At 61.1% G+C, this 25,053-nt stretch carries 17 protein-coding genes; 7 read left to right on the top strand and 10 right to left on the bottom strand.

Annotated features, from left to right (window positions below):
* Window positions 1-22 precede the first annotated feature (22 nt).
* Window positions 23-793, top strand: a complete 771-nt coding sequence (yaaA, locus tag ACR0I7_RS08815; RefSeq protein WP_480510100.1) for a peroxide stress protein YaaA — start codon at window positions 23-25, stop codon at window positions 791-793.
* Here yaaA and ACR0I7_RS08810 read toward each other — a convergent pair.
* Both ACR0I7_RS08810 and ACR0I7_RS08805 read right to left on the bottom strand, forming a co-directional pair.
* Window positions 784-1,221 (bottom strand): VOC family protein, encoded by a 438-nt coding sequence (locus ACR0I7_RS08810; protein ID WP_480510098.1) that lies wholly within the window; start codon window positions 1,219-1,221, stop codon window positions 784-786. The genes yaaA and ACR0I7_RS08810 overlap by 10 nt on opposite strands.
* A 9-nt stretch (window positions 1,222-1,230) precedes the next feature.
* Window positions 1,231-3,444, bottom strand: coding sequence for a response regulator (locus tag ACR0I7_RS08805; protein ID WP_480510096.1), 2,214 nt, complete (start codon window positions 3,442-3,444; stop codon window positions 1,231-1,233).
* A gap of 114 nt (window positions 3,445-3,558) precedes the next feature.
* Between ACR0I7_RS08805 and ACR0I7_RS08800 the strand changes: the two genes are divergently transcribed.
* From ACR0I7_RS08800 to pbpC, 3 genes are read left to right on the top strand one after another with little or no spacing between them, the layout of a single operon-like run.
* Window positions 3,559-8,985, top strand: a complete 5,427-nt coding sequence (locus tag ACR0I7_RS08800; RefSeq protein ID WP_480510094.1) for an alpha-2-macroglobulin family protein — start codon at window positions 3,559-3,561, stop codon at window positions 8,983-8,985.
* Window positions 8,982-9,545, top strand: a complete 564-nt coding sequence (locus tag ACR0I7_RS08795; RefSeq protein WP_480510092.1) for a putative glycolipid-binding domain-containing protein — start codon at window positions 8,982-8,984, stop codon at window positions 9,543-9,545. Before ACR0I7_RS08800 ends, ACR0I7_RS08795 begins: the two co-directional genes overlap by 4 nt.
* Window positions 9,538-11,574, top strand: coding sequence for a penicillin-binding protein 1C (gene pbpC / locus ACR0I7_RS08790; RefSeq protein ID WP_480510090.1), 2,037 nt, complete (start codon window positions 9,538-9,540; stop codon window positions 11,572-11,574). Before ACR0I7_RS08795 ends, pbpC begins: the two co-directional genes overlap by 8 nt.
* Before the next feature lie 15 nt (window positions 11,575-11,589).
* Here pbpC and ACR0I7_RS08785 read toward each other — a convergent pair whose 3' ends face one another.
* The 4 genes from ACR0I7_RS08785 to ACR0I7_RS08770 are packed head-to-tail and all read right to left on the bottom strand — an operon-like array spanning window position 11,590 to window position 18,267.
* Entirely contained in the window at window positions 11,590-13,632 is a 2,043-nt protein-coding gene (locus ACR0I7_RS08785; RefSeq protein ID WP_480510088.1) for a hypothetical protein, read from the bottom strand.
* Window positions 13,629-16,391, bottom strand: coding sequence for a DUF4159 domain-containing protein (locus tag ACR0I7_RS08780; protein WP_480510086.1), 2,763 nt, complete (start codon window positions 16,389-16,391; stop codon window positions 13,629-13,631). The genes ACR0I7_RS08785 and ACR0I7_RS08780 overlap by 4 nt, the downstream gene beginning before the upstream one ends.
* The gene (locus ACR0I7_RS08775; protein WP_480510084.1) at window positions 16,388-17,263 is read right to left on the bottom strand and encodes a DUF58 domain-containing protein; all 876 of its coding nucleotides are present in this window, start codon (window positions 17,261-17,263) and stop codon (window positions 16,388-16,390) included. The genes ACR0I7_RS08780 and ACR0I7_RS08775 overlap by 4 nt, the downstream gene beginning before the upstream one ends.
* A complete protein-coding gene (locus ACR0I7_RS08770) occupies window positions 17,260-18,267 on the bottom strand; it encodes an AAA family ATPase (protein WP_480510082.1) in 1,008 nt (335 codons plus the stop codon). The genes ACR0I7_RS08775 and ACR0I7_RS08770 overlap by 4 nt, the downstream gene beginning before the upstream one ends.
* A 64-nt stretch (window positions 18,268-18,331) precedes the next feature.
* Here ACR0I7_RS08770 and ACR0I7_RS08765 point away from each other — a divergent pair, with 64 nt between their 5' ends.
* Window positions 18,332-18,913 (top strand): DUF1285 domain-containing protein, encoded by a 582-nt coding sequence (locus ACR0I7_RS08765; RefSeq protein ID WP_480510080.1) that lies wholly within the window; start codon window positions 18,332-18,334, stop codon window positions 18,911-18,913.
* A 2-nt stretch (window positions 18,914-18,915) separates the two neighbouring features.
* On the opposite strand, the gene ACR0I7_RS08760 is transcribed toward ACR0I7_RS08765, so the two are convergent.
* Window positions 18,916-19,845, bottom strand: coding sequence for a DMT family transporter (locus ACR0I7_RS08760; protein WP_480510078.1), 930 nt, complete (start codon window positions 19,843-19,845; stop codon window positions 18,916-18,918).
* A 261-nt stretch (window positions 19,846-20,106) separates the two neighbouring features.
* On the opposite strand from ACR0I7_RS08760, the gene ACR0I7_RS08755 reads away from it, so the two are divergent.
* Complete coding sequence (locus ACR0I7_RS08755; RefSeq protein WP_480510076.1) at window positions 20,107-20,337, top strand: DUF2798 domain-containing protein; 231 nt, start codon at window positions 20,107-20,109, stop codon at window positions 20,335-20,337.
* A gap of 44 nt (window positions 20,338-20,381) precedes the next feature.
* Here the strand turns inward: ACR0I7_RS08755 and polA are convergent, their stop codons facing one another.
* From polA to ACR0I7_RS08740, 3 genes are all read right to left on the bottom strand, one after another.
* The gene (polA, locus tag ACR0I7_RS08750; protein ID WP_480510075.1) at window positions 20,382-23,177 is read right to left on the bottom strand and encodes a DNA polymerase I; all 2,796 of its coding nucleotides are present in this window, start codon (window positions 23,175-23,177) and stop codon (window positions 20,382-20,384) included.
* Window positions 23,178-23,247: 70 nt separating this feature from the next.
* Window positions 23,248-23,718, bottom strand: a complete 471-nt coding sequence (locus tag ACR0I7_RS08745) for a hypothetical protein (protein ID WP_480510073.1) — start codon at window positions 23,716-23,718, stop codon at window positions 23,248-23,250.
* An 82-nt stretch (window positions 23,719-23,800) separates the two neighbouring features.
* Entirely contained in the window at window positions 23,801-23,977 is a 177-nt protein-coding gene (locus tag ACR0I7_RS08740) for a zinc-finger domain-containing protein (protein WP_480510071.1), read from the bottom strand.
* An 89-nt stretch (window positions 23,978-24,066) separates the two neighbouring features.
* On the opposite strand from ACR0I7_RS08740, the gene ACR0I7_RS08735 reads away from it, so the two are divergent.
* Window positions 24,067-25,053: an ABC transporter ATP-binding protein gene (locus ACR0I7_RS08735; protein WP_480510069.1), complete on the top strand. Its 987-nt coding sequence runs from the start codon at window positions 24,067-24,069 to the stop codon at window positions 25,051-25,053.

Raw genomic sequence — 25,053 nt, 5'->3', positions numbered from 1 at the left:
GCGGGCGAGAGTGAGGGCAGATATGCTGGTAGTGATTTCCCCGGCCAAACGGCTGGATTGGGCAGAACGGGAGGTTGCAACAACCGAACCTGCCTTTCTCGAAGACGCCAACCGGCTGTCGAAAACCGCCCGCAACCTGACCCTGCGTGATTTGAAAAAACTGATGAGCCTGAGCGATGATCTGGCCCGGCTGAACCGCGACCGCTATCGCGATTTTTCAGATGCACCCACAGCGGACCTGACCCGGCCGGCTGCGCTTGCCTTTGCGGGCGATACCTATCTGGGCCTTGAGGCGGCATCTTTGGACGCTGAGGAAATGGGCTGGGCGCAGGATCATCTGCGTATCCTGTCTGGTCTCTATGGCGTTTTGCGCCCGATGGATGCCATTCAGGCCTATCGCCTTGAGATGGGCAGCAAATTGAAAACCCGGCGCGGAAAGAACCTGTATGAATACTGGCGCGATCAGCTGAGCAAGGCATTGAACGCGCAGGCGGATGAGACCAGCACAGATGTTCTGGTGAACTGCGCCAGTCAGGAATATTTCGGTGCGGTGGATCTGGATGCTCTAAAGCTGCGCGTGATCACGCCGGTGTTTATGGAAGACAAAGCCGGCACACCGAAGATTGTCAGCTTTTTTGCCAAACGGGCGCGCGGTGCCATGGCGCGCTATGTCATTCAGCACAGGCTAACCGATCCGGACGGGTTGCGAGATTTCGACACCGGCGGTTACGCCTATCGGCCCGACCTGTCCGAACCCGACAAGCCGGTCTTTGTCCGCCCCTATCAGGCCTGATCCAGCAGCGAGTCGTCATAAGCGACCAGCTCAACGGTGTTCCCTTCGGGGTCCTGAGTGAAGACACCGCGCCAGCCAATCCAGCCGAATTCCTCGACACGATAGGGTTGATCGATTTCATCGTACCAGCGCATCACGGCATCCTGCTCAGAAAACGGCAATGACAGAGCAATATGGTGCAGCGTGGACCCGTCGCCACCTAAGGGTGCAGGTCGCGCGGTGGCGTCGTGCTGAAACAGGGCCAGAACCTGCGTATGGCCGCCAAACCCTTCGGCGATACGAAAAAAGGTGATGGTGCTGCGATGGTCTCCGCGCAGACGCTCCAGCCCGATAACCGTTTCGTAGAAGTCGACCATAGCCGCCATATCAGAGCAGCGGATGGCGATCTCACCCAATGCGCGGGGCCGGAAACCTTTGTCTGCGGTCATAAGGCAATATTAGCCATCCCCCTCGGGCTCAGCAAGCACGGGGCGCGCATCCGTGGGGCAATGGTCCACGATCACCTCACAAATTAGCTTTTTATGCAGTGGCTTGGTCAGATAGTGATCCAACCCGGCGGCCAGAATACCTTCGTCATCACCGCTGAGCGCATGGGCTGTGAGCGCAACAATCGGGACATGCCGACCGGTCCCGATCTCAAGCCTGCGGATTTCGCCGGTGGCCTGTTTGCCATCCAGCTTGGGCATTGAGATGTCCATCAGGATCAGATCGGGATCAAAGCTCTGATAGGTTTCGACGGCCTCCAGCCCATTGCCCACAAAACGCAGATCAATGTGCAGGGCCCTGGTCATCTTGCTTAGGATCAGCTGATTGGTGCGGTTATCCTCAGCCGCTAAAACGCGCATGATGCGCTTTTCCTGATCTTTGAGCGGCGGCGCAGGCGCACTGGCCTTATCCTTAGTCTCATCGGGTGCCGAAAATCCCGGGGCGCCAAGGGCCAGAAGGCGCGAATATAGCTCGGCCCGCGGAATGGGCTTTTGCAGCACACCTTCGATCAGACGATGCGCCGGATCGGCATGGATCACTCCCGGATTAGCCGACATCACGACGATGGGAACGTCGCCCCAGCCCCGGTCGCAAAGGGTCGCGGCCAGTTCCAGCCCGTCCATATCCGGCAGATCGTGATCGCACAGGATCAGATCAACCGATCCCTCCATTGCAGAGACCGCCTCGGACCCGGAGGCGCAGACCGTCACCCTGGATCCCAGCCGCCGCAATTGTTTGGTCAGGATTGCACGATTGACGGCCATGTCTTCGACCACCAGAACATGCTGCAACCGGCCCGCCAGATCAGGCGGCGCAGGTTGCGGGCCCTCTGCTGTGGGCAATGTCATCCGAAATCCGAAACACGCCCCGGCACCCGGATCACTTTCGACCCAGACAGTGCCGCCCATCATGGTAATCAGCCTTTTGGTGATGGCCAGACCCAGACCGGTGCCTTCGAACTCGCGGTTTTGCGCGTCTTCGACCTGATTAAACTCACCAAAAATATGCGCAATCTTGTCCGGCGCGATCCCGATGCCTGTATCCTCGATCGCGATATGAATATCGCAGCTTTGCGCATCGATGTTCGGCACCCCCGTCACGCGGACCAGGACGTGACCCTGCGATGTGAACTTCACAGCGTTGCCCACAAGATTTGTAAGGATTTGCCGAACCCGCCCCGGATCGCCTACAAAAAGCGTCGGCAGGAACAGGTCATAATCGACCAGCAGGGTCAGCCCCTTGTCGCGCACACTGGGTTGCAACAGCATGGCCACCTCAAGGATGCAACGCTCAAGATCGAACTGTTCGGGGTGCAGCGTCAGCTTGTCCGCCTCGATCTTGGAATAGTCGAGCACGTCGTTGATGATGACCAGCAACGCCTCACCCGAGTTGCGGATCGTGTTGACATACAGCCTTTGTTCTTCGGTAAGCGGAGTTTCGGTCAGCAATTCGGTCATGCCGACAATTCCGTTCATCGGCGTGCGGATCTCGTGGCTCATATTCGCCAGAAAGGCCGATTTCGCGCGGCTGGCGGCCTCAGCCCGTTCGCGCGCCGCGCGCAGTTCGGTTTCGTGCCGAACAGATGACGTAATATTCAGTGCAAGGCTGACAACATCCCCGCCCTGCCCACGCTGGTCGATCAGCTTGATATAGTGGCCATTCCACAGCTGGATCACCACGGGCTGAGGCTGCGTTCGTGCCCAGCGCGCCTGCATGCGTTGCAGCCAGTCCTCGGCCGGTTCAGGGTCGATATCGACGATACCCTCACTGGTCATAATCTCCAGCAGACGGTCATAGGGGATACCGGGCGCGACCTCATCCAACCCTTCAAAGACACTCAGATAGGCCGTGTTCGCCCCGATCAGACGGCTGTCCCCGTCAAAAAACGCAAAACCGTCCTGAATAGTCTGGATCGAGTGCCATAGGCGGCGTTCCGCCACCTCGATCTTGGCATTTGCGACGGTCAGGTCAGATTTCACCTTTTCGTTCTCGTCGCGAACTGTCGCCACCTCGGCCTGGGTCTCGTCAATCTGACGCGTCAGAGCGATTGCATGGCGTCCCAGCTTGCGATTGGCCGCCGACAGCTCGGCCTGTTTGAGGTCCAGCATCCGCTCCGCAGCCAGTCGGGCGCGCCGTTCCATTGCAAGTTTTTCAGCAAGACTCATCATTGTCATCCCGGGTCAGTGCGCTGACAGCATTCCGGCAGAGCGTGAAGAAGTGTTTAAGCGTTGCAATCCCAATGTGCTCCATGCAACGCTCCGCGCAAATAGGAGGTTGCTATGCACCGCTTTGTTTTGACTTTAACTGCTTCTTTTATTTCAATTTTTCTTCAGATTTCCGGGGCTCTTGCCCAATCGGCGGCACCGGAGTTTCGCTATATCACGACGCGCGATTCCGATTTTTATGGCGCAGACCTTGATGCGTTGTTCGACACTGATTTGAAATCGTGCATTCAGGCCTGTTCGGCTAATCAAAGCTGCACGGCCTTTACCTATAACACCCGCTCCAACGCCTGCTTTCCCAAAAGCGGTGTGAACCGGCAGGAGCCCTATGCCGGGGCGTTGTCGGCGCAAAAAATCACGACCCCGCAACAGGTGCTGAGCCTGTCGGGAACACGGGCCCAGGCGCTTGCGTTTTTGGGCAATGCCGATCTTGAGCGCGCCCAAATCCAAGCGCGCGAGCTTGGCTTTACCCACAGCGCGGGTGGACAGGACCTTGACGCCGTGCTGAGCGCCGCGCGGGCGACCAACAACATCACACAGGCCATGCAGTGGACGGGCATCGCCGTCTCGCTCAGCGATGCGCCCGATCTATGGGTTGAATATGCCCGGTTACTGCTCGAGGTCTCGCCCTCGGGCTGGAACGAAAAAAGAGAGATGCGAAATCGCGCGCTGAGTGCGGCGATCAACGGGTATCTGCGGGCGGAAAACCCCGGTATGCAGGTGGCCGCCCTGATGGTTCTGGCCGATGCGCTGGAAGAGGTCGAACGCGGGCGGGATATGGTGCCCACATTGCGGTTGGCCCAGCAGGTGCAACCGCGCGAGGATGTGCAAACCGCGCTGGATCAGGCCATCGCGAAATACGGGTTCCGCGTTGTCGACAGCAGCGTCGAAAGCAACGCCGCCGCGCCGCGTATCTGCATCGAGTTTTCTGAAAAGCTGGTCAAGGCTGGGATCGACTATGACCCGTTTGTGCAGCGCGACGACACAGGGCTGGTGGTGCAGGCGGATGGATCGCAACTGTGCGTGGATGGGGTTGAACATGGCAAACGCTATCGCATGACCGTGCGGCAGGGCCTGCCTTCGACCTCTGGCGAGCTGTTGCACAGGGATGTCGAACTGACCCATTACGTGCGCGACCGCGTGCCTTCGGTCCGTTTTCCGGGCCGCAGCTATGTGCTGCCCAAATCTGCGGATGCGGCGCTGCCGGTGGAAACCGTCAATGTCACCGCGCTGGACCTGACCTTGCGCCGGATCAGCGACCGCAACCTGCTGCGCGCGGTACAGCAGGATTTCTTTGGCCGCCCCCTCAGCCAGTGGCAGGAACAGGAGTTCTCGGACGAGATCGCCGAAGATATCTGGACCGGAACGGCCGAGGTCGCGTCGGAACTGAACCAGGATATGACCGCCCGCCTGCCGATGGCTGAGGCCATCGCAGACCAGCCTGCGGGCATCTATGCGCTGACCGCGCGCGTGCCGGGGGCAGACCCCTATGACGATCCGGGAGCGACGCAGTGGTTTGTCCTGTCCGATCTGGGGATCAGCACCGCGCAGGGCACTGATGGTTTGCATGTAACCGTTCAGGGCCTGCACGATGCCGAGCCGCGCGCCGGGGTCGAGGTCTCGCTGATCTCGCAGGCCAACGCGGTTGTTGCCACCGCACAGACCGACGCAACCGGATATGCCCGGTTCGATCCCGGTCTGACCCGTGGCAAGGGGGCCAGCGCGCCTGCGTTAGTGATGGCCACGGACGGAGAGGCTGATCTAAGCTTTCTGTCGCTCACCGATCCTGCCTTTGACCTGTCTGACCGGGGTGTCGAAGGCCGGGCCCCTGCCGGACCGGTCGACGTATTCCTAACCAGTGACCGTGGTGCATATCGCGCGGGTGAAACGATCCACCTGACCGCCCTGTCGCGCGATGGAACTGCCGACGCAATTGAGGGTCTGCCGCTGATCGCAATCCTGTACCGCCCCGACGGGGTGGAATATCGCCGCATCACCTCTGATGGCGGCGTGGCAGGTGGGCATGTTTTTGCCCTGCCGGTTGCCGCCGATGTACCACGCGGCGCGTGGCGGGTTGAGGTCAAGTCCGACCCCAAAGGCGATGCACTGGCCCGGACAACCGTTCTGGTCGAAGATTTTCTGCCCGAACGCATCGATTTTGATCTGACGCTACCCAACGCTCGGCTGCGACCGGGCGACAGCCCTCCGCTGACGATTGAGGCGCGGTATCTGTTTGGCGCACCGGGGTCGGACCTGAGCATTGACGGGCAGGTCATCGCGCGCCCGGCTGAGAATGTGCCGGGATATGACGGATACCGCTTTGGCCGCTATGACGCCGAAGTGTCGACCAAAACCACCTATTTCGGCAATGCCCGCACGGATGCATCAGGTCTTGCGACCCTTCCCATCGAAATCCCGGTGCTGGAGACCGAAGGCAAACCCATCGAGGCCACGGTAATTGCCCGTCTGGCCGATGGATCAGGCCGCCCGGTCGAGCGCCGCGTGACCGCACCCGTCCTGCCGCCGCAGCCCGTCATCGGGATCAAGCCGCTGTTTGATGATGTCATCCCCGAAGGCAGCGAAGCCGGATTTCAGATTGTTGGTCTGTCCCCCGATCTTCAGCCCGAACCGATGCAGTTGCGTTGGACCTTGAACCGGGTCGAGACGCGGTATCAGTGGTACCAGCTTTATGGTAACTGGAATTGGGAACCCACAACACGCCGCACCCGTATTGCAACGGGTGAGGTCAGTTTCACCTCAGAACCTCTGACGCTGGAGCAGCCCGTCGACTGGGGCCGGTATGAGCTGGTCGTGCAGAGCATAGACGGGACCTATACCGAAACTGCCATCGACTTTTACGCCGGTTGGTATCAGACTTCTGACGCCTCAAGCTCGCCCGACCGGTTGGAGATGTCGCTGGATCGCGACAGCTATCGCGCGGGTGACACGGCGCAGCTGCGGATCGTTCCGCGCATGGCGGGCGTTGCCCAGATCGATGTGCTGTCAAATCGGCTGATCGAACGGAAGATGGTCGAGGTTCCCGAAGGTGAAAGCCTCATCTCGCTCGACGTGACCGAAGAATGGGGGGCGGGCGCTTATGTGACTGCAACCGTGATCCGGCCGATGGATGTCGCAGCAGGGCAGAACCCGGCGCGCGCGATGGGTGTTGCCCATGCCACAGTTGACCCGGCAGACCGCAAGCTGGCCGTTGCTATCGACGTGCCCGAGGTTACCGCGCCCAGACAAACGCAAAAAGCCCGTATTAGGGTCGAGAATACTGGCGCAGGCGATCCGGTCTGGCTGACGCTGGCAGCGGTGGATGTGGGCATTCTGAACCTCACCGGTTTCCAGAGCCCCGACCCGCAGGGCTACTATTTCGGGCAACGCCGGCTGGGTGTGGAACTGCGCGATGTCTATGGCCGCCTGATTGACGGCATGAACGGCGCGATGGGCACTGTGCGGTCCGGCGGCGACGCTGATTCCGGGATGCGGCGGCAGTCTCCGCCGCCCACGCAGGATCTGATGGCTGTGTTCAGCGGCCCGGTTCAAGTCGATGCCAACGGCGAGGCCGAGATCGATATCCCGCTGCCTGCATTCAACGGCACGGTGCGCCTGATGGCGGTTGCGTGGTCCAAACAGGCCGTTGGCCAGGCCGAAGCCGAGATGATCGTGCGTGATCCGGTTGTTGTCACGGCCAGCCTGCCGCGTTTCCTGGCGCCAGGGGATCAAAGCAGGATGTTGCTTGAGATCGTCCATGCCGATGGCCCCGCAGGTGATATGGCTCTGGGCGTGACCGCCTCAGCCGATCTTGAGCTTGGCGCGGTTCCGGGCAGGTTCACACTGCAACCCGGCGGCAAGACCGTCTTTGAGGTGCCGATCAAGGCCAATGTGGCTGGCGACCCCGAAATCAGCGTCTCCATCACCACCCCGGACGGGCGCGACCTGTCACAGACCTTGCGCATGCCGGTCCGCTCCAACGATCCTATTGTGGCTCTGACACGGAGGTTTTCGCTGGGTTCGGGTGACAGTTTCCTGTTCTCGCAGGATGTGTTCGACGGGTTCCGGCCGGGCTCGGTCAAGGCGATCTTGACCGCCGGAGCGCTGGCCAAGTTCAATACGCCGGGCCTGCTGGATCAGCTTGACCGCTATCCCTACGGCTGCACGGAACAGATCACCAGCCGGGCGCTGCCTTTGCTGTATTTGTCCTCGGTTGCACAGGCCTCGGGGCTGGGCAACGGCCCGGCTGTCGATCAACGCATTGCGGACTCGATCCGGGGTGTGCTGACGCGTCAGGCCTCGAACGGTGCCTTTGGTCTGTGGCGCGCCGAAAGTGGTGATTTCTGGCTGGATGCCTATGTCACCGACTTCCTTTCACGCGCAAAGGCGCAGGGGCATGGGGTTCCAAACCGGGCCTTTGCACAGGCCATGGACAACCTGCGCAACCGCATCAACTATGCCCCCGATTTCGACAGGGGGGGTGAAGATATCGCCTATGCCCTGATGGTTCTGGCCCGTGAAGGGGCCGCATCGATGGGTGATTTGCGGTATTATGCCGATGTCAAAGGCGATGCCTTTGATACGCCGATGGCAGCCGCCCAGTTGGGTGCCGCGCTTGCGGCTTATGGCGATCAGACCCGCGCAGATGCGATGTTCAACCGTGCCGCCCAGCTGCTGGCGCGCAATACGTCGCAGGATCAAAGCATCTGGCGCGCCGATTATGGCACATCCTTACGCGATGCAGCCGGATTGCTGACCCTCGCGGTCAACGCTGGCAGCGAGGTGATTGATCAACCCTCTCTGATCCAGCGGGTCAGCGCCGGGCGCACCAACCTGTCCACGCAAGAGGCCACGTGGTCCCTGCTGGCCGCCCATGCGTTGACTTCGACCCCGGAACAATCGGGGCTGCGGGTCAATGGCGCACCGGTCGACGGCCCGTTTGTACAGGTGCTGGAGACCGGCACAGATGACGCACTGAACATCACCGCATCCGATGGTCAAAGCACCGATATCACCCTCACCGTTTCGGGCATTCCAGAGGTTGCGCCCGAGGCGGGTGGTACGGGCTATGCGATCACCCGCCAGTACTTCTCGATGGAAGGCGAGGAACTGGATGCCTCAAGCTTTGGGGTCGGGGACCGCTTTGTCACCGTCCTGACGGTTACACCCTTCGAAGATGGCGGCGCGCGCCTGATGATCGATGATCCGTTGGCCGCAGGTATCGAGATCGACAATCCGAACCTGCTGCGCTCGGGCGATGTGCGGGCCATGGACTGGCTGACCCTGTCTGAGGCCACCCATACCGAATTTCGCTCGGACCGGTTTTTGGCGGCGGTTGACGCCTTTGGCCGCCAACCTGTCACGCTGGCCTATGTGGCCCGCGCCGTGACGCCGGGTGTGTTCCATCACCCCGCCGCCTCGGTCGAGGATATGTATCGCCCGCAAAACCGCGCCCGAACCGAGACCGGGCGGGTCGCGGTAGAATGACAGGGCGCACCGCCGTCGCCACCGCCCATTGGCGACGGCTGGATATGCAGGGCACCGACCGCTGCACACTGTCGAAACTGGAACAGGGCTGGATACTGGTGGGTCAGGCGATCTGGCACGACGCGGGATCAGACAACGCGCTGACCTATGACATCCGGTGCGACACCGAGTGGCGCAGCCTATCGGCAAATGTCGGAGGAGAGGTAGGCGGCCGCGACATCGCCCTGCGCCTGAACCGCGCTGACGATGGCTGGCATCTGAACGACAGGGTGCAACCGGGCACGGCTGCATGCATCGACCTGGACCTGAGTTTTACCCCTGCAACCAACCTGATCCCGCTGCGCCGTGTCCGGCTGAACACTGGCGGGACCGCTGAGATTCACGCGGCTTGGCTGACACCGGATCTGGCCACGCTCAAAAGGCTGGATCAGACATATTCCAGCCCAACGCCCGATCGGGTTCACTATCGCTCGTCCAATTGTGCAGTCATGCTGGAGGTTCACCCGTCAGACTTTGTTACCCACTATCCTGACCTTTGGGAGGGCTGGGTAGATGCCTAGGGCCACCCGTCTGCTTCTGTGCCTTGCGGCACTTCTGTATCTGACAGCGGTCACCCGCGATCAGTTGCAGCGATGGGTTGACAGAACCGAGCTGCCGCCGATCCTTGCCGAAAGCTCGGTTGAGATGCGGGACAGAAACGGCGTGCTGTTGCGCGCCTTTCCGGTCGAGGACGGCATCTGGCGGTTGCGGCCCGGTCCGGTGGACCGAGATTTTGTCGATATGCTGGTGCGCTATGAAGATAAACGCTTTTGGTCGCATTCCGGCATTGACCCGATGGCACTGGTGCGGGCAACAGGGCAGGCGATCTGGAACGGGGGCGCTGTTTCGGGCGGCTCGACGCTGACCATGCAGGTCGCGCGGCTGCTGGAAAACGGCTCAACCGGGCGCTGGAATGGTAAAATTCGCCAGATTAGAGTCGCTTTGGCACTGGAACAACGTCTGAGCAAGACCGAGATTCTGACGCTCTATCTGACCCACGCGCCCTATGGCGGAAATCTGGAGGGTATTCGCGCAGGCACCCGCGCCTGGTTCGGGAAAGACCCCATTCGCCTGACCCCGGCACAGGCGGCGCTGCTGGTGGCACTGCCTCAGTCGCCCGAGGTGCGGCGACCGGATCGCAACCCGCAAGCTGCGCGGCGTGCCCGCGACCGTGTTCTGCGGCGCATGCAGTCTCAGGGTATCCTCAGCGGGGCCCAGGCGGATGCCGCGCTGACCGAAGCCATACCCGCCGATATGCGCCCCTTTCCCCGTCTGGCCGCCCATCTGACCGACAGAACCCGCTACCAGCACCCACAGCTAGAGACCCATGATCTGACCTTGAATGCGATGTTGCAGGCCCAGCTTGAGCCTCTGGTCGCACAGGCCGCAGCGGCGGCAGGTCCGCGGGTCTCGGGCGCGCTGATCGTCGCGGACCATCGCAGCGGGGAAATCCTCGCCTCGGTCGGATCGGCGGGCTATGCCGATCAGCGTCAGGGATTTGTGGATATGACCACGGCGATCCGCTCGCCGGGATCGACCTTGAAACCGCTCATCTATGGCTTGGCGTTTGATCAGGGGCTGGCCCATCCTGAGACGCAGATCAGCGACAGCCCGGTCATGTTTGGCCGCTATGCACCGCGCAATTTCGACGGTGTGTTTCGCGGCGACATCCGGGTGCGCGAGGCGCTGCAACTTTCGCTGAATATCCCGGTTGTCCGCCTGACCCATGAACTAGGCCCAGCGCGGGTGATGAGCGCCCTCAGGGCAGCGGGTGGTGAGCCCACCCTGCCCGGCGGCGCACCCGGGCTCGCAATTTCGCTTGGGGGCGTCGGGCTCAGCCTGCATGATCTGGTTCAGCTTTACACAACGCTTGCGGCAGGGGGTCAGGGCCCCGAGCTGTACCATCTGGAACTTGCGGATCAGGCTCTAGCACGGCGCGTTTTGTCGAAACCTGCTGCGTGGCAGATCAGCAGTATCCTGTCCGGGCTGACGCCACCGCCGGGGGCCCCATCCGGCGTGCTGGCGTATAAAACCGGCACGTCTTATGGGCATCGCGATGCCTGGGCCATCGGTTATGACGGCGCGCATGTGATTGGCGTTTGGCTGGGTCGAGCGGATGGAACGCCCGTCCCGGGGGCCTTCGGCGGCGATTTGGCTGCGCCGGTTCTGTTTGACGCCTTTGGCCGCCTGAAACCCGGTTTTACACCGCTGCGCCCGCCGCCACCTGAAACACTTATCGTCAGCGGCGCAGAACTGCCGCCTCCGCTGCAACGGTTCCGCCCCCGATCGGCGGCCTTTGCCGATGATCCGGCGGCCCCGCAACTGCTGTTTCCGCCGGATGGCGCCGTGTTAGTGACCGAAGGCGATCCGCTGACGGTTAAACTGCGCGGCGGGGCTTATCCGTTCTCGATCCTCGCCGACGGGGTTCCGGTTGCAACGGATCAACGCAAGCGAGAGTTTGAGATACCCAACCCGGGTCGGGGCTTTGCTTCGCTGGTGGTGGTGGATGCACAAGGACAATCCGACCGGGTCTCAATCCAGATCAAATAGCCCTTGGATCAGGCGCTAGCGTCGCCCCTCTCGCAGCCAACCCGCCAACAGGAAGCCGCCAGCCAACAGCAATACCAGCCATGGCGGCAACAGTCCTGCCTGTGTGACATCGCGGGTTTCATAGGCGTTGCGGGGTGTCAGACCGATCCAGCCGCGCCCAACCGCCGGACGGCCCGCACGAACATTGCGGATCGACGGCATCCCATCCTCGGCCCGGATCACACCGCCGCGCATCTGATCAAGGGCCGGTTCCAGAATGTCGGCGGTTGCAATCGTGCGCTCGAACTCTTTGGGTGCCGCAGGACCAAGGCCAATGACCGCGCTGTGATCCCCCTCCTGCAGGCGATAAAGACCAATCTCGGGCCCGAAATACTGTGCCTCAAAACGGCCCGGAGACAGCTCTTCCAGCGTCACGTCCAGCGTTTCGCCATTGGGCCGTGTTATGGTCACGGGCCCAACCTCTTCCTCAAGCGTCTGGCGGATGATGCGCATGGACTGGCCGTTGGCCTCGGCCCACAGCGCCTCTTCCTCAAGCTCGGGCTCTTTCATCATCCAATGCGCCAGACGGCGCAGCAATTCCAGCTGCGGCCCGCCGCCTTCAAAGCCCCGGCTCCACAACCACGCATGATCCGACGCCAGCAAAGCCACGCGACCCTCGCCCACGCGATCCAGAACCAGAAGCGGGCGGTCGTCCAACCCTGTCATCAACAACTCGCCCGAGCGGTGTTTGACATCAACCTGCCGCAGCCATGCCCCCCATTCCCCTGAGTCGCCGAGATCGGTGGTCACAGGATGCCGCTCACCCAGATCGGTGACCATGGGGACATAACGTTCCTCGATCACCCGTGCGGTGGGCTGGGCAGGCAGAACCGGCGCAAGGGGTGAGCGGAAGATACTGTCGGCTGTCGCAAAGTCGGGACCTGCCGCGACCAAAACAGCACCACCTTCGTTGATATAGCTGGTGACGTTGTCTAGATAGATCGCCGGCAGGATGCCGCGCCGTTTGTAGCGATCAAAGATGATCAGATCGAAATCGTTGATCTTTTCCAGAAACAGCTCTCGGGTCGGGAAGGCGATCAGCGAAAGCTCATCCACCGGAACACCATCCTGCTTCTCAGGCGGGCGCAGAATGGTGAAATGCACCAAATCAACCGAGCTGTCGGATTTCAACAGGTTCCGCCAGGTCCTGCCCCCGGGATGCGGTTCTCCCGATACCAACAACACGCGCAGCCGGTCACGCACGCCGTTCATCTGGATCAGGGCGGTGTTGTTGCGGTCGGTCAGCTCACCCTCGGCCTGCGGCACCGAGAACTGAATGACATTGCGGCCCCCATGGGGCAGTGTGATCGGCAGCTCGACATCCGCGCCGATGGGGATGCTGAATTGTTCCGGGTCGCCCCCATCCACTGAAATCTCAAGCGGCGCGGTTGATGCACCTGCCGGGGCTGCTCCACTATCTTCGACCCGCAGGGTCAGGGTTACGGGTTCCCCGATAATCGCAAAAGCGGGGGCGTTTTGCACAATCAGGCGGCGATCCCAATCCTCGGCGCGGCCGGTCTGGATAAGGTGCATGGGAGCGGGCAAATCAGGGGCCTGATCCACGTCGTGGACGATCCCGTCTGACACGGCGATGATCCCGGCAATGCGCGCCCGAGGCTCTTCGGCAAGCGCTGCATTCAGGGCCGCCATGATCTGAGTACCTTCGTCACCATCCCCATCGCCAACCTTGATACGGCGCAGCTCTGTGTTTTCGCGGGATTCGATCTCCGTCGCCAGTTCTTCGGCGGCGCGCGCGGTCTGATCGGCCCGATCTGACAGGGTTTGGCTCGCGCTCTCATCCTCAAGCATCAGCACGATATCTGTCAGGGGCGCGCGATCCTCGACTTGATAAACGGGGCCGGCCAGTGCTGCCAGAACAACAACGGCTGCCAGCCCGCGCAGAGCCCAGCCCGACAAGCCGCGCCAAAGAGCCAAGCCGATCCCGACCACAGCAATGGCTGCAACCACCATCAAGACGGGCCACGGGATCAGCGGATCAAATATGACGGTTCCGGTCATTGTCCCAGCCTGTCCAGAAGGGCGGGCACGTGGACCTGATCGGATTTGTAGTTCCCGGTCAGCACATGCATCACCAGATTGACACCAAAACGGTTTGCCAGCTCGCGCTGACGCTCACCGGCATATCCCCGCCCTACCGGCAGCAAAGCCTGCCCATTTCGGTCAACAGCCCAGGCCCCGGCCCAGTCATTGCCACCGATCACCACCGGGGTGACGTTGTCATTGAGATTGCGAAAGGGCATCCCCTCGATCTGTTCCGCATCCGGTGGCGCGGCCTCGACCCAGACCTCGGTGCCTGAATATCGGCCTGGAAAGTCCTGCAACAGATAGAACGCACGGGTCAGCACGTGATCGCCAGGAACAGGCTCTAATGCGGGGATGTTCAGGGGTTCGGCCAGCAGCTGCAGCTTGCGCCCATTGGGGCTGGAGACACCAAAACCCGCCACATCCGCATCACGCGTGTCGAACAGGATCATACCGCCAGACCGCAGATAGGCATTCAGCTTGCCATAGGCTTCGACCGAGGGCTGCGGTTGATCCGGCGAGATGGGCCAGTAGAGCAAAGGAAAGAATGCAAGCTCATCACGCTCCAGGTCAACACCAACAGGATCTGCGGGTTCGACGGAGGTACGGAAAAACAGCGTCTGCGCCAGCCCACGCATCCCGGCCTGTGCAATATCATCCACCTCGCGGTTTCCGGTCAGCACATGCGCCAGGACCAGCTCTTGCGTCGAAGCGAGTGCAAAATCGGTCTCATCCGCACTCTGCGCCTGCGCATCGGGCACCAGCAGAACCGCGCCCAGCGCCATGGCTGCAGCCCGCGCCAGCCCCAGCCGGCCCGACAGCGCGAGCGAGGCAATCACATCCACCGTCAGCAAGATCAGCGCAAGGCTCAGCAACAGCCCGCCAATCGGCGTTTCGCTGCTGACCTCCTGTCCTCGGATCGGGATATCCGCAGGCCAAAACACAGGGGTCAGAACATCATCTTCGGACAGGACATTCAGCGCCAGCTTCTGCTTGCCGCTTTCATAAAGGCCGGGCCGCAGATCCGGCCCGATTGTGCCCGAGATCAGCTGGGTCCCCTCTACACCCGCCAGATTGCCCGCGTCAGACAGGCTGCCAAAGCCATCCAGAACCTGAATCGGCTCCCATGTGGTGCCCTGCAGCTGAGCCTCTTGCCGCGATTTCGCGGCTGAGGCCACGGCCAGACGATCCAGCATTTCGACGAACAAGCCCGACAGCGGCAGACTGGACCATTCTGCATCAGCCGTCACATGAAACAGAACCACCTGACCCAGACCAAGCGCCTTTCGCGTCACCAAAGGCGTGCCGTCCGACAACGAGGCGATGACGCGGTCAGCAAGATTAGGGTCTGGTTGCGCCATGACCTGTGTGCCAACCGTCACATCATCCGGAATCTGCAAGCCGTAAAAGGGGGACGCTTCGGTGAACGGTGCCAGACCTTTGGCCTCGCCCCAACTCATGGCGCCACCCACTGAACGGCCTCCGCTGCGCAGGCGGACCGGCAGCAGCGCGTCTTCCTGATCACGGCCAAGATCGCTGGCGGCCATACGCGGACCGGCAAAGCGCAGCAAAAGACCGCCCTGTTCAACCCACTCGATCAGACCCGCCTGTTCTGCTTCCGACAGTTTAGCCACATCAGCCAGAACGATTACATCCGGGTTCGCGGGCAGCACCTCATGCAACCCGCCCTCGACAAAGTCGGCTGTTGGGATCAACACCTGCGTCAGATAATGCAGCGGCGACAGCAGCTCGAGCCCCTCGCGGTTCAGCGCACCAGCAATCAGGGCCACTTCGCGCCGGCGCAGGCTGTCATCGGTCAGGGTGACGGCACCGGCAGAGCGCTGGCCCTGTATCTCAAACCGGGTGATCCGCGCGCGCAGCTCGGAAGGCAGGGCCAGATCGACCTGTGCCTGCGTTGCGCCTCCGTCAAACTGAACGTCAACCGATTGCAGAACCCGCATGACACCCGCCGGGTCCGGGCCCTGCGCCAGCAGCGTTGCGCTGGTTGGCGGACCGGGCTCGGCCCTTTGGACAGTCAGTTGGATAGCCCCATCCTGATAGGCCGCAGGCAGAATGGCCATCACCGGGGCCGATGACCGATAAACCGTGACATCCCCCCGCGCCCGAAGCGCTGTTAGCGCCAGATCATGCCCCTCATAGGCCAGCCCGTCGGTAAACCAATGCGTGTCGAACGCGCCGTCAACCTGCTCCAGCAGGGCGATGATCTGCCCGATCTGCGCCTCGGTCGGCTGCCACGGCATGGGGATCAGTCCGGGCAAACGTCCACGCCACGCCTCGGCCGCCTGAAACACCGGGGCCTCGGGTTCGGTCAAACGCAGGATCGAGACGGGACGGCCCGCGCGCCCTGCCTCGGTCAATTGCGCATCGATCTGATCCACGGTGGCGGACCAGCGCGACGCTCCGGCCCAGCTGCCATCCAGAACCAAAAGCAATGGCCCCGATCCCGTGTCATCCCGCGATGGGTTCAGCACCGGGCCCGCAAGACCGATGATAATGGCCGCAGCCGCAAGCATCCGCAGCAACAGCAACCACCATGGGGTGCGATCTGATACGGCCTCATCATCCTTGAGGCCAAGCAAAAGGGTCACCGCCGGGAAAAGACGCCGGATCGGCGCAGGTGGAACCGCGCGCAGGATAAGCCACAGGATCGGCAGGGTCAGCAGGCCCAGCAAAACCCATGGTGCGGTAAATCCGATACCCCCAAGAACCGTCATCGGGCACCCCCGTCCAGTGCGCGATAGAGCCACAACAGGGCTGCTTGCGCACTGTCACCCGTATGGTGCTGGCCCAGTTGCCAGCCGGTTGCGCGGCACAGCTGCGTCAGCGCATCCTTGCGTTCGGCAAGACGATCCAGATAGCGGTCGCGTAGGTCGCCTGCCTTCAGGGTCTCATGATTGACGGTTCCGCCGACGCTTTCAAAGATGGTCCGCCCGCGATAGGGAAACGTCTCTTCGCCCGGGTCCAGCACTTGCAGCAGCGCACCACGCACACCACGATCCGCAGCTTTGGTGAGTGCCAGTTCGACCTCATCCAGCGGCCCGAGAAAATCTGAAATGAAAACCGCCCGCGCATGTGGGATCATCGCGCGGTGTTCCGGGGGTTGATAATCGCGCTCGGCCTCTTCCGACCAGGCTTGCGCCAATCGGATAATTTGCGCATTGCCGCGCCGGGGCGGCAGCGTTGTGCCGGTCAGGCCCACCCGCTCACCCCCGCGCACCAACAGGATCGCGGTCGACAGACCCAGCAGACGCGCGCGATCCATCTTGGTTGGCAGGGTCTTGCCCGAGGCAAAGCGCATCGAAGCCCCCTGATCGACCCACAGCATGATGGATTGAGCAATCTGCCATTCCCGTTCCCGCACGAATTGCTGATCCCCGCGCGCCGACCGACGATGATCAATCAGACGGCGGCTGTCGCCAATCTGCGCAGGGCGGTATTGCCAGAAATCATCGCCCAGACCCGCACGCCGCCGACCGTGATCACCCAACAGAACGGTTCCAGCCAGATGCTCGGCCCGCGCCAGAAGGGGCGGCAGCCGGGACGCTTCGGCCTCGGATCGTTCACGAAGGGTGAGCGCGGCGTTCACGCTGCGGCCTCGGTGCGGATCAACCCGGTTGCTGTGGTTTCGATCAGCTCTGCCAGACTGTCACCGCGCGCGCGCGCCGCAAAGTTCAGCGCCATCCGGTGGCTGAGAACCGGGCGCGCCATGTCCAGCACATCCTGGGTGTTCGGGGCCAGACGGCCCTGCAGCATCGCCCGCGCCCGGACAGTCATCATCAACGCCTGTGCCGCACGTGGACCGGGACCCCAGGCCACGGTTTCGGCGACACGTTCGGACACGCCTGCCTCATCCGGGCGGAAGGCGCGCACCAGATCAAGGATCAGTTCGACCACCGATTCCCCGACCGGCATCCGGCGCAGCAGAACCTGCGCAGCCAGCAGTTCCTCTTTGCTGAAAATCTGATTCGCTTCGTCTTCTTCGATACCGGTTGTGGCCAGCAAAATGTCCCGCTCGGTCTGGCGATCAGGGTATTCGACGTCGATCTGCACCAGAAAGCGGTCAAGCTGCGCCTCGGGCAGAGGATAGGTTCCCTCTTGCTCGATCGGGTTCTGCGTCGCGAGCACATGGAAGGGTACGCCCAGCGCGCGATCTTCGCCCGCAACGGTTACAGTGCGTTCCTGCATCGCCTGCAACAGCGCCGATTGGGTCCGCGGGCTGGCGCGGTTGATCTCATCCGCCATCAGCAGTTCGCAAAAAATCGGCCCCGAGATAAAGCGGAAATGGCGGCTGCCATCGTCGGCGGTATCCAGAACCTCGGACCCAAGGATATCCGCAGGCATCAGGTCGGGCGTGAACTGAATGCGATTGCCATGCAGGCCCATCACGGTCGACAGCGTCTCAACCAGACGCGTCTTGCCCAGCCCCGGCAAACCAATCAACAGCGCATGTCCGCCGCACAAAAGCGCGGTCAGGGTCAGGTCCACGACCTGTTCCTGCCCGATAAAGCGTCGGGTGATCGAGGACTTGGCCTCTTGTAGCTTGTTTTCCAGCGCTTCGATCTCGGCTACGAGGTCGGCAGGTTCGGACATGGTTTTCCCTTCCGTGGACGAATATGTTTGAAGTGTATCGCGCGAATAGGAAATGGCAAAAGCAATGAGCGGACAAAAACCTGTGAAACCGTCGCCGGATGGTCTGGCGGCATCGGTCAAAGCGGCCAAAACCAAGGGTTTACCCCCTATTCACCTGTGGAATCCTCCGTTTTGTGGCGATCTGGACATAAAGATCAAAAAAGATGGCAGTTGGACTTACATGGGGTCGCCGATCAATCGGTTCGAGCTGGTTAAGCTATTTTCTTCAATTCTTAAGAAAGAAGACGGGAAGTTTTATCTGGTTACGCCGGTCGAGAAGGTGGGAATCACTGTCGAGGACGCCCCCTTTGTGGCCGTGGACTTCGACGTCGCAGGCAGCGGCGAGACGCAGGTTCTGACATTTGAAACCCATGTCGGCGATCAGGCTGTGGCTGGGTCCGAACATCCCATCCGCATTGTTATCGACCCAGAAACAGACGAGCCGTCGCCTTATATACTGGTTCGCTCTCACCTTGAGGCGCGCATAGATCGCAAAAGCTTTTACCGGCTGGTCGAGATCGGAACCCAGCATGATGGCTGGTTTGGGGTCTGGTCCGGGGGAAGGTTCTTTCCGCTGATCGCCGCTGAGGCGCTGGACGAGAATTAGCGTCAGGATATCTTGCGATCCTGCGCCAAGACCACCGCCAGCGCCACCACTCCGGCCCCAATCGCACGGGTCCAGTTCCAATCCTCGCCCAGCATCAGCATGATGACCATCACGTAAAACGGTGCGACGTTGATGTGAAAGGACGCAAGCGCGACGCCTAGCTTTGCCACCGAACTGACAAAGAGAATCTGGCTGATCCCCAATGAAATCAGCGCGTAGATGACCAGCATTTCGACCTGTTCGGTATTCACCGGGCTGGCTGGCATGACATCCAGACCCAGATGGTGACAAGCGAAGATCAGCAGCGTTGCCATGACCAACCCGCCAACCAGTGTGATCGCCGTGCGACCGGTATGGCTCAGTTCAGGGAAGTCCCGCGCCATGGCCTGACTGGCCCAGCAAAACAACCCGGTCGAAAGAACGGCACAAACAGCCCCCAATCCCAATTGAGCAGGGGCCAGAGCGCTGGTTGCGATCAAACCACCAACAATAGACACCAGAACACCAACCGCGAAACGCCACGATAAGCGCCGGGTTCCGGCCGCGAGCTCCAGCAGGGTCGCCACCAGCGGCGCGCAGGAAGCAATGATGGCGACGGTAACTGGATCCGTCAGCTTCTGTGCCAGAATGATCAGGAACATGCCCGGCCCCAGACCGCACCCGCCCAAAATCATCGCGCGGCGCCAACGGGCGCGCACAACGCGGGCAGGGCCATCAACCAGCACCCAGACCGGGATCAGACAGATGGCCGCCAAAGCAATGCGTGCAGTCAGCAACGCGACCGGCGGCCAGCTTTGCAGCAGTATTTCAGCCGCCGGGAAACCCGCAGCCCAAGCCAGCATGGACATAACGGCCAGCATATTGCCCGGCATCGCGGAATGCGGAGCATCAGATACAGCAAGAGTGTTCCCGCGAACGGGTTCTGGGCTCATGGCCATTGTTCCAGACCTTTCACTGATACGGCACGATCAAATGATTCGCGGCGATATCCCGAATATCGTTGATGTGACTTTCAGGTTCTGGCCGGTTTTCGACACTGTGTCGTTTTCAAGCCGTGGCAAACCCTGCCCTCAACCCGCAGGCAATACGCCCGGTACTCTGCAGTAGCTGCAGCGCTGCTGTGCGTCAGCGCACTGGCTTTTTTGGATTTCGAAGGGCAGTTTCCAGCGCGCTGAAAAGCAAGGGACCTACAAATGATTTCTCCGCGTTTTGCCCATGCTGTTTATGGTCTGATCATGTCGGGCATAATGTCTTGCATCGTCACCGGCATCGCAACACTCAAGGCTATTGGCTTGGGTCCAACGACGTTGGGCGACTGGATGGCGTCATGGCTGTTTTGCTGGCCCATCGCCTTCACCGTGATTCTGGTCCTTGGGCCGTCCATCAAACGCATGGTCGACCACATGGTCAGGCCCAAGGCCTGACCCGACGCAAAGAGGGCCCATTGGGCCTGATGCGCGGCGCACCCCTAGTGCGCTTCGGCCCAGTTCGCGCCCTGCCCCGCGTCCACAACCAGCTTGACGTCCAGATCAACGGCCGGGTCTGCCGCCCCCTCCATCACCTGTTTGGCGATAGCGATGGTCTGATCCACCGCCTCTTCCGAAACCTCAAACAGCAATTCATCGTGGACCTGCAGCAGCATCTTAGCAGGCAGCCCGTCGATGGCGTCGGGCATCCGCACCATGGCGCGCCGGATGACATCCGCGGCTGTCCCCTGAATCGGTGCGTTGATCGCCGCCCGGCGCGAGAACCCGGCATGCGGCCCCTTGGCGTTGATCTCGGGCGTGTGAATCTTGCGCCCGAACAGCGTCTGGACATACCCGTTTTCTTTGGCGAATGAGATCGTATCGTCCATATAACGGCGAATACCGGGGAACCGTTCGAAATAACGGTCGATAAACCCCTGCGCCTCGGCCCGCGGAATGCGCAGGTTGCGCGCCAGACCAAAACCCGAAATCCCATAGATCACACCAAAGTTAATCGCCTTGGCCTGACGCCGGATATCCGGCGTCATCTCGTCCAGCGGCACATCAAACATTTCCGACGCGGTCATCGCGTGAATATCCAGCCCGTCCGCAAAGGCCTGTTTCAGAGCGGGAATGTCCGCAATATGCGCCAAAATGCGCAGCTCGATCTGGCTGTAATCGAGGCTCAGCAAGACGTTTCCGGGTTCAGCAATGAAAGCCTCGCGGATGCGGCGGCCCTCTTCGGTGCGCACGGGAATATTCTGCAGGTTCGGATCGGTCGAAGCCAGGCGACCCGTGTTGGCCCCGGTGATCGAATAAGACGTATGCACCCGACCGCTATCAGGGTTGATATGGGTCTGCAGCGCGTCCGTATAGGTCGATTTCAGCTTGCTCAGCTGCCGCCAGTCCAGCACCCGGCGGGGCAGTTCATGTTCGGTCGCAAGATCCTCAAGAATATCGGCGCCAGTCGAATACTTGCCGGTCTTGCCCTTCTTGCCACCTTCCAGACCCATCTTGTCGAACAGGATCTCACCCAGCTGCGCAGGTGAGCCGACGTTGAAATTCTCTCCGGCCAGTTCGTGGATATCAGCCTCTAAACCGGCCATTTTCTGGGCAAACGCATTGGACATGCGACTCAGCACATCGCGGTCGACCTTGATGCCATACCGCTCCATCTGGGCCAGAACCGGGATCAGCGGGCGTTCCAGCGTTTCGTAAACGGTTGTCACCTGAACCTGATGCAATTGCGGTTTGAACAGTTTCCACAAGCGCAGCGTGATATCCGCATCCTCGGCAGCATAAGCCGTGGCTTCGTCAATCGGTACCTTATCGAAGGTGATTGCCGATTTGCCGCTGCCCAACAGCGGCTTGATCGGGATCGGCGTATGGGTCAGATATCGCTCGGACAGCATGTCCATACCGTGCCCATGCTTGCCACCATGCATCGCATAAGACATCAGCATCGTGTCATCCACCGGCGCGATATTTACGCCATAACGGGCAAAGATCTTGGCGTCATACTTCATGTTCTGCCCGATCTTCAGGATCGACGGGTCCTCGAACATCGGCTTCAGCAACGCCAGCGCCTCGTCCAGAGGCATCTGCCCTTCGGCCAGCGCATCTGACCCGAACAAATCATCGCTGGCGCCTTCGCGATGGATCAGCGGGACATAGCAGGCCTCTCCGGGCTCAACGCTGAGCGATATGCCGACCAGATCGGCGATCATCTCGTTCAGGCCGGTGGTTTCGGTGTCCACCGCAACCCAGCCGCGCTCATAGGCCTGATCAATCCATGTCTGGAGGGCTGCAGCATCCCGAACGCATTCATATTTGGCTGCGTCAAACGGGATGGCCTCGGCCTCAGGCTCTTCTGTCGTAGCGGGCGCATCCGCAATGACCGGAGCCTCGACTCCCAGCTTGTCAGCGATCCGCTTTGTTAGAGTGCGAAACTCCATCTCGGCCAGAAAACCCATCAACGTGTCCGGCTCGGGGTCTTTCACCTCAAGATCGTCCAGAGTGAAATCCAGCGGCGTGTTCTCATCCAACTGCACCAACCTCTTCGACAGCTCAATCTGGTCGCGCTTTTCGATCAGCGTCTGACGGCGCTTGGGCTGCTTGATCTCTTCCGCACGGTCCAGCAGGGTTTCCAGATCGCCATATTCGTTGATCAACAGAGCCGCCGTCTTGACGCCAATTCCCGGAGCCCCCGGCACGTTATCAACGCTATCCCCAGCCAGAGCCTGCACATCGACCACGCGATCTGGCCCAACGCCGAACTTCTCAAACACACCATCCGTGTCGATGCGTTTGTTCTTCATCGCATCCAGCATCTCAACGCCGCCGCCGACCAACTGCATCAGGTCCTTGTCCGAGCTGACGATGGTCACGCGTCCACCAGCCTCGCGCGCCTGCACGGCCAGCGTGGCGATGATGTCGTCAGCCTCATAGCCCTCAAGCTCCTTGCAGGCGATGTTGAAGGCCTTTGTCGCCTCACGGGTCAAAGGCATCTGCGGGCGCAAATCCTCGGGCATGGCCTCGCGATTGGCTTTGTAGAGATCATAGAGGTCGTTGCGGAACGTGTGCGACCCCTTGTCGAAAATCACCGCTACATGGGTCGGCGCATCCGGGCCATTGTTGTCCTCGACATATTTCTGAAGCATGTTGCAGAAGCCTGACACAGCCCCAATCGGTAGACCATCCGACTTGCGCGTCAGCGGAGGCAGCGCGTGATAGGCTCGAAAAATAAAGGCCGATCCGTCGATCAGATGCAGGTGACATCCTTTTCCGAAATTGCTCATGCGCGCGCTCCCTGTGGGTCAGGGACGGTTCTGCCACAGGGCCGCGCGACTGACCAGTGAGGAACGTCAGTTAACCGCCAAAGAGGCCGCCGAACACATCCGAGAAACTGTGAAGCAGCGCCATGATCACCAGCGCGCCGAGGAGGGCGAAGAACGCCATCGCGAAAAACTGAAACAGGATTGCACCGATGCCAATGGCTACCCCGGCGATGGCAGGCCGCATCCGTTCATGGCGCAATAAGCCAATAACCGAAACGACAATGGCCAAACCTCCCAGCATGGCGACGCCGATTTGTAGGAAATCGTCCAGATCGCGGGTTTGGGCGACAGGTTCGGGCTGCTCTAGCCCTGCAGCGGCGCGCAGGGTGGATTTCCCAAGCTCGGCCGCCAGTTCACCCAATGACACGCCGGTAGATTGCTGGGGCGCAAAAGGCCCGGCCCAGAACACGAACAGCGCGGCGAACAAGGCCATCTCTGCAAGGCAAAACCCGATCCAACCGAATACAGGGTTGGCATTCTCTGTTGCAGTCATGTCGGTCATTACACTCACCTGCATTGGTTTCAGCAAAGAGTTACCATGAAAAACGCGGCGAGATTGGGGCTGCCCCCGTTTGGGTGGGCAATCAGCCTTGCTCTGTGCCTTTCAGGACATATTTGCAATCGCAATAGGGGCACTCGACCCAACCCGTGTCTTCAGGGATTTGCAGCCACACGCGCGGATGACCCAAAGCCCCTTCGCCACCATCACAGGCGACGCGACTGTTCTGGACAATTTTGGTTTCCGGCGCTTCGATTGTCATCGCTGGCGATCCTTCTAGAGTTGTCGGCCTCGCGGGCATGCATTAGGTGCGTTTATGAGCGATGAGCAAACCGGGGGCAAGAGCCACAGATGACCGACGCGGCGATCAAGATCAATGGGTTGCGCAAAACCTATCGCGCGGGCCGGGGGCAACCCGAAAAACACGCGCTGAAAGGAATCGACCTGACCGTGCCACGGGGCTCTGTCTTTGGCTTGCTGGGCCCGAATGGCGCGGGGAAATCGACGCTTATCAACATATTGGCCGGTCTGGTCGTCAAATCAGCGGGTCAGGTGTCGATTTGGGGCTTTGATCAGGATCGCAACCCGCGTCAATCGCGCGCGGCCATCGGTGTGATGCCACAAGAGCTGAACCTTGATCCCTTTTTCACGCCCCGTGGCGCGCTGGAGGTTCAGGCGGGCCTGTATGGTGTTCCCAAATCAGAGCGACGCAGCGACGAGATTCTGGAACTTGTCGGGCTCAGCGACAAGGCCGAGGCCTATGCCCGCACCCTGTCGGGCGGGATGCGGCGGCGGCTGTTGCTGGCCAAGGCGTTGGTGCATCATCCCAAAGTGCTTGTGCTGGACGAACCCACAGCCGGTGTCGACATCGAACTGCGGCAGATGCTCTGGGCCAATGTCCGCAAGCTGAATGAGCAGGGTATGACCATCATCCTGACCACGCATTATCTGGAAGAAGCGCAGGAGATGTGTGACGAGATCGCGATCATTAACCACGGCGAGAAGGTTGCGCAGGATAGTACTGCCAACCTGCTGGGCCGCATGGATCGCCGCACAATCGTGATCATGCCCGATACCCCGCCTGCGCACCTCCCCACCGCCGACGGTGTCGAGGCGGCGCTGCGGGACGATGGCAGCCTCGCCCTGCACTATCAGGGCTGCCAGACCAGCGCCGAACAGGTGCTGGAAGCCGTCCGTCAGGCCGATATCCGCATCCGCGACGTCCGCACCGAAGAGGCTGACCTTGAGGACGTGTTCCTCGCGCTTACCTCTGATCGAGCGGATGACGCCCCGGCGCAGGATCAGCCACGCCGGGGGATGCACCGGGTCAAGCTCTGA

It is taken from the genome of Ruegeria sp. AM1 (assembly GCF_056540745.1).
The sequence above is the reverse complement of the archived record's forward strand: the minus strand, read 5'-3'. Positions and strand labels throughout refer to the sequence as shown.